This window comes from Chryseobacterium sp. CG10_8, assembly GCF_058117085.1.
This window is the reverse complement of sequence record NZ_JBYVEB010000157.1, coordinates 1-4,485: the sequence shown is the minus strand read 5'-3', so window position 1 is coordinate 4,485 and position 4,485 is coordinate 1. Positions and strand designations below refer to the sequence as shown.

The following is a 4,485-nucleotide window of genomic DNA, read 5'->3' as shown; positions in this document are numbered from 1 at the left end:
ACTACGATTACAAAAGGGGTTTCAAGCATATCATCTGTATTAAATTATCAAAAAACAAGGGTGTTAATTATATTCTATATTATAATTTATTTAAAATAATTTGTAACTTCGTATAATTCTATGACCAAAAACCATTAATCAAAAAATTACATTATGATAAAAAAATTCATTCTACTTGCTGCATTTTATGGTTGCACGCAAGTATCGGCACAAGTTGATTCTAGTGCTGTGATGATTCTTGATCGCATGAGCGATGTGATCGGTGATCTTAATTCTTGTTCTTTTTCCTTGGAAGCAGCATCAGATAAGACTGGGCCTTCTGGATTGGAAAAGACTTTCCACACGTACAATACTTATATGGATGGCTCAGATAAGCTTTTTGTTGAAGCTTTGGGTGAGCAAAAACATCGTGGTTATTGGTACAATGGATCTCATCTTGTTTATTATTCCTTTAGCGAAAATAACTTTTCCGTTGTAGATGCTCCAGACAATACTTTGGATATGATTGAAGAAGTTAACAAAACCTATGAATTGGATTTTCCAGCTGCAGATTTCTTCTACCCAACTTTTACTGATGACATTATCGAGCATTTCCCCAAAATTATGTTTTTAGGAAAAACGGAAATTGACGGTAAAGAATGTTATCATATTTTAGCAGACAATCAAAATATCACATTACAAATTTGGGTGACCAATGATGCCTTCTCACTTCCAGAAAGATTCAATATCACTTACAAGAAAAAACCTAACAGTCCACAATATTTTGCTAAATTCTCTAACTGGAAAATTAATCCTGACCTTCCAGCACAGATTTTTGATTTCGTACCTCCAACTGAGGCTAAAGAAATTACAATGATTCCCGCAAAATAACCAACAAAGTCTATCACAATGAAAATAAATACATTCTATAAAAAACTCGTCTTTTTGACGGCATTCCTTATCACATTATCCATTTCTGACAATTTCTACGCTCAAAGATTACCTCACGGTCGTGGCGGCGGTGGTGGAATGAGAGCTTCTGGAGGTAATAGAGCTATGGCTAGGCCAGCTGCAAGACCAGCTGGTAGAATTAATGGAGGAAGCAGAGTGAGCGCTTCTAGACCTTCCCATCTTCAGAAAAGACCCAATGTAAGTAATAACCGTCCAAGTGTTAATCATAACAATGGTAACAACAGACCAGCTATCAACAATAGACCAGGGGGTAACAATAATAACCGTCCAGGAAATAACCACGATAGACCAGGCATTAATAATGGACACAACAATAATGGACACAATAACATCCATATTAACAACAGCCACAACAACGTACATGTACATGTAAGACCTCCTTTGAGACCTTACGTTAGACCTCCACATATCTACGGAGGATGGGGATACTACACCTTCCACCCTTATTTCTACCATCCGTTCCGACCATTTTACTGGGGGCCAGTATGGCATCCATGGGGATTCTTTGTTGCAAGTCTAACGACAACTGCAATTATTATCGCGGTCAATAATGAAAAATACCATTACGATCAAGGAGTTTATTATTCCGAAAGCAAAGATGGTTACACGGTGGTTGAGGCACCGATTGGGGCAACAATTAAAGTACTTCCTAATGGCTACGAAACCGTGAAAGTCAGCGACACCACCAACAATTACTATTATGGTGGAACTTATTACGAAAAATCATCTGGTGGATACACCGTTGTTGAACCGACTGCAGGTTCTGTTGTTGAGCACCTTCCTGAAGGAGCCGAAGAAGTTCGTATGGGAGACCAAACTTACGTAAAATATGGTGACACCTATTATCAACCCGTAAAAGTTGATGGTAAAAACAAGTACGAAGTTGCGGATGCTAAACAAGAATAATTAAATTTAAAAATAATAGAAAAACGTCTCTCTAAGGGGCGTTTTTTTATGTTTATCGAATTACTAAAGGCAAGTGTGATTTAAAAAAAAATTAAATTCAAATTTAAGTAAACCTGCCTTTAAGGCAATATATAAAATAACAATTTGAACCACAACTACCATCAAAAACTTAATAATAAAGCTCTTTTTAGAGGTTTTATGGTGAAAAATAAGCATACCTAAAACCGCCCCAAAAGTTCCACCAATAAAAGTAAAAAGAAGCAAAACAGCCTCTGGAATTCTTCTTTGGTGTGTCTTTGCTTTGTATTTATCTACTCCAAAGAGAATCAACGTGATAAGTCCTACAGCAATAAAAATGAAACCCATAAAGTTTTTGATTCTCCCGCAAAGATATTACTTTAGTCCATTCAAACTTAAAAAATGACAACGGTAGAATTCATTCAGAAACAACTTAATATATCCTCACGAAGCATTGAAAGCACGCTTCAACTCTTGTCGGAAGACTGCACCATTCCATTTATTGCCCGTTACCGAAAGGACAAAACGGGGAATTTGGATGAAGTACAAATTGAAACAATTTTCAAACTCAATAAGCAATTCGAAGAAATCCTGAAACGTAAAGAAAGTATTCTAAAATCCATTGAGGAACAAAATGCGCTTTCGCCAGAACTTCAACAAAAAATTGAGCAAAGTTTTGATTTGCAAGACTTAGAAGACCTTTATCTTCCCTACAAAAAGCGTAGAAAAACCAAAGCAGATACTGCTCGAGAAAAAGGTTTGGAACCTTTGGCAAAAATCATCATGTCTCAAAAATCGGACGATGTTGAGTTTATTGCTTCTAAATACCTCAACGACCAAGTTGCAGACGAAGACGAAGCTTTGCAAGGTGCGCGAGATATTATCGCAGAATGGTTGAATGAAAATATTTATATCCGAAAAAACTTGAGAAGACTATTTCAAAGGAAAGCGATGATTACTTCTAAAGTTGTCAAAGCTAAAAAAGAGGAAGAAGACGCTCAAAAATTCTCTCAATATTTCGAATGGGAAGAAGCGTTGAATAGAATCCCAAGCCATAGACTTTTGGCGATGTTACGAGCTGAACACGAGGGGTTTGTAAAAGCCTCTGTAAATATTGATAAAGATGAGGCGCTTGACTTGATGGAAAATGCTGTTATCAAGTCTAACAATGCCTGCGCCAAACAAATTGAATTGGCAATTGCGGACAGTTATAAACGTTTATTAGAACCTGCCATTTCCAACGAAGCTTTGCAAGAAGCTAAGGAAAAAGCAGATATTAAAGCGATTGATGTATTTTCTGAAAACTTGCGACAGCTTTTATTGGCTTCGCCTCTCGGAGAAAAGAGAATTTTAGCCATAGACCCGGGTTACAGAACGGGTTGCAAAGTGGTTTGTTTGGACGAAAAGGGAGATTTGCTTCACAACGAGACCATTTATCCTCACTCGCCGCAAAACGAAACGGGAATTGCGATGAAGAAAATCCGTTCCATGGTTAATGCCTATCACATTGACGCCATCTCTATTGGAAATGGGACTGCAAGCCGAGAAACTGAATTTTTCATTAAAAAAATTGCGTTCGACAAACCGCTTCAAGTTTTTGTGGTTTCGGAAGCTGGAGCCTCGGTCTATTCCGCCAGCAAAATTGCGCGCGAAGAATTCCCTAATTATGACGTTACCGTAAGAGGTGCGGTTTCCATCGGAAGACGTTTGTCCGACCCTTTAGCGGAACTGGTAAAAATTGACCCAAAATCTATTGGCGTTGGACAATATCAGCACGATGTGGACCAAACCAAACTAAAAGAAGAATTGGATAACACCGTTATTAGTTGTGTAAATTCGGTTGGAATTAACTTGAATACTGCCAGCAAATCTTTGCTCAGTTACGTTTCGGGGATTGGAGAAAAAATGGCGGAAAACATCGTGAATTACAGAACTGAAAATGGCTCTTTCACTGAAAGAAAACAACTGAAAAAAGTTCCACGCTTAGGTGAGAAAGTCTATCAACAAGCGGTAGCGTTTGTTAGAATTAAGAATGCTAAAAATCCATTAGACGATTCTGCAGTACATCCAGAAGCTTATGCTATTGTTGAAAAAATGGCCAAAGATTTAGGCTTAAAAACCGAAACTTTAATTGGGAATAAAGAAAAAATTGCTCAACTCAATTTAGAAAAATACATCTCCGATGACATTGGAATTTTGGGTATTAAAGACATTGTAAAAGAATTAGAAAAACCCGGAATCGACCCAAGAAAAAATGCCAAAATTTTCGAATTCGACCCTAATGTAAAATCTCTGAAAGACGTAAGAACAGGAATGATTCTTCCAGGAATTGTTAATAATATTACCGCTTTCGGATGCTTTGTTGACATTGGAATTAAAGAAAGTGGATTGGTTCATATTTCCCAACTGAAAGAAGGTTTTGTTTCCGACGTTAACGAAGTAGTCAAACTCCATCAACACGTTCAGGTAAAAGTAGTCGAAATAGATGAAGCCAGAAAAAGAATTCAGTTGAGTATGATTTTATAAGGTTAGAGGTTGGAAGATGGAAGATGGAAGATAAAAAGGTATATAAAAAAAAGCGACTAATAGTAGTCGCTTTTCCTCATTCAA

The 4,485-nt window shown here is 37.1% G+C and carries 4 protein-coding genes; 3 read left to right on the top strand and 1 reads right to left on the bottom strand.

The genetic code is table 11. The features are described 5' to 3' along the window. Positions 1 to 153: 153 nt before the first annotated feature. Together AC4AGG_RS15365 and AC4AGG_RS15360 are read left to right on the top strand one after the other, a co-directional pair. On the top strand, positions 154 to 870 hold the full coding sequence (locus AC4AGG_RS15365; protein WP_489772897.1) for a DUF2092 domain-containing protein: 717 nt from the start codon (positions 154 to 156) through the stop codon (positions 868 to 870). 18 nt (positions 871 to 888) lie between these two features. Then, on the top strand, positions 889 to 1,857 hold the full coding sequence (locus AC4AGG_RS15360) for a DUF6515 family protein (RefSeq protein WP_489772896.1): 969 nt from the start codon (positions 889 to 891) through the stop codon (positions 1,855 to 1,857). Between the two features lie 63 nt (positions 1,858 to 1,920). On the opposite strand, the gene AC4AGG_RS15355 is transcribed toward AC4AGG_RS15360, so the two are convergent. After that, positions 1,921 to 2,223, bottom strand: a complete 303-nt coding sequence (locus AC4AGG_RS15355; protein WP_489772895.1) for a DUF1294 domain-containing protein — start codon at positions 2,221 to 2,223, stop codon at positions 1,921 to 1,923. A gap of 54 nt (positions 2,224 to 2,277) precedes the next feature. Here AC4AGG_RS15355 and AC4AGG_RS15350 point away from each other — a divergent pair, with 54 nt between their 5' ends. Then, entirely contained in the window at positions 2,278 to 4,401 is a 2,124-nt protein-coding gene (locus AC4AGG_RS15350; RefSeq protein ID WP_489772894.1) for a Tex family protein, read from the top strand. Positions 4,402 to 4,485: the final 84 nt, after the last annotated feature.

Excerpts from the sequence above, each read along its gene's own strand:
- AC4AGG_RS15355 (WP_489772895.1), bottom strand. The coding sequence starts at position 2,223 with ATGGGTTTCATTTTTATTGCTGTAGGACTTATCACGTTGATTCTCTTT.
- AC4AGG_RS15350 (WP_489772894.1), top strand. The coding sequence starts at position 2,278 with ATGACAACGGTAGAATTCATTCAGAAACAACTTAATATATCCTCACGA.
- AC4AGG_RS15365 (WP_489772897.1), top strand. The coding sequence starts at position 154 with ATGATAAAAAAATTCATTCTACTTGCTGCATTTTATGGTTGCACGCAA.
- AC4AGG_RS15360 (WP_489772896.1), top strand. The coding sequence starts at position 889 with ATGAAAATAAATACATTCTATAAAAAACTCGTCTTTTTGACGGCATTC.